Source organism: Micromonospora sp. LOL_024 (assembly GCF_048060415.1).
Classification (GTDB): domain Bacteria; phylum Actinomycetota; class Actinomycetes; order Mycobacteriales; family Micromonosporaceae; genus Micromonospora.
On record NZ_JBHMIS010000200.1, the window covers coordinates 1 to 430 of the forward strand.

The 430-nt window shown below is 62.3% G+C and carries 1 protein-coding gene; it reads left to right on the top strand.

The annotated features are described in order from the left end of the window. Positions 1 to 142 precede the first annotated feature (142 nt). A complete protein-coding gene (locus ACFHWY_RS28875; protein ID WP_416583385.1) occupies positions 143 to 397 on the top strand; it encodes a hypothetical protein in 255 nt (84 codons plus the stop codon). Positions 398 to 430: the final 33 nt, after the last annotated feature.

The window sequence follows — 430 nt, forward strand, 5'->3', positions numbered from 1 at the left end:
CACTCCCCATCCTGGGCATCACCAACACTCCGGACACCCACGGAACTTGATTAAGCCCTGACTACCTTGGCGGTGAGGAGCCGGCGCCTTCGGGGAAGCGTGGGTGCCGCCAGGTTTGCCTCTCCTCGACTCGCCTGTCCAGATGATCAATCCGATCGGGCTTGTCATCTTTGACTGCGACGGGGTGCTGGTCGACAGCGAGCGCATTGCGGTCCGTGTCAACATCGCGCTTGGCACGGATCTGGGCTGGCCCCTGACCGAGGCGGAGGTCATCGAGCGCTTCATCGGCCGGTCCAGCAGGTCCATTGGTGAACAGATCGCGGCCCGCCTGGGACAGGGCGTGGCTGCCACCTGGGCGGACCGGTTCGATCTAGTGTTCTGTTTCGTAAATAGCTAGCCGTTTAGTAGGCTCTGCGTGTGACACGTGCTG

What these genes read in the sequence shown, in the direction of transcription:
- ACFHWY_RS28875 (WP_416583385.1), top strand. Translation starts at nt 143, where the DNA reads ATGATCAATCCGATCGGGCTTGTCATCTTTGACTGCGACGGGGTGCTG.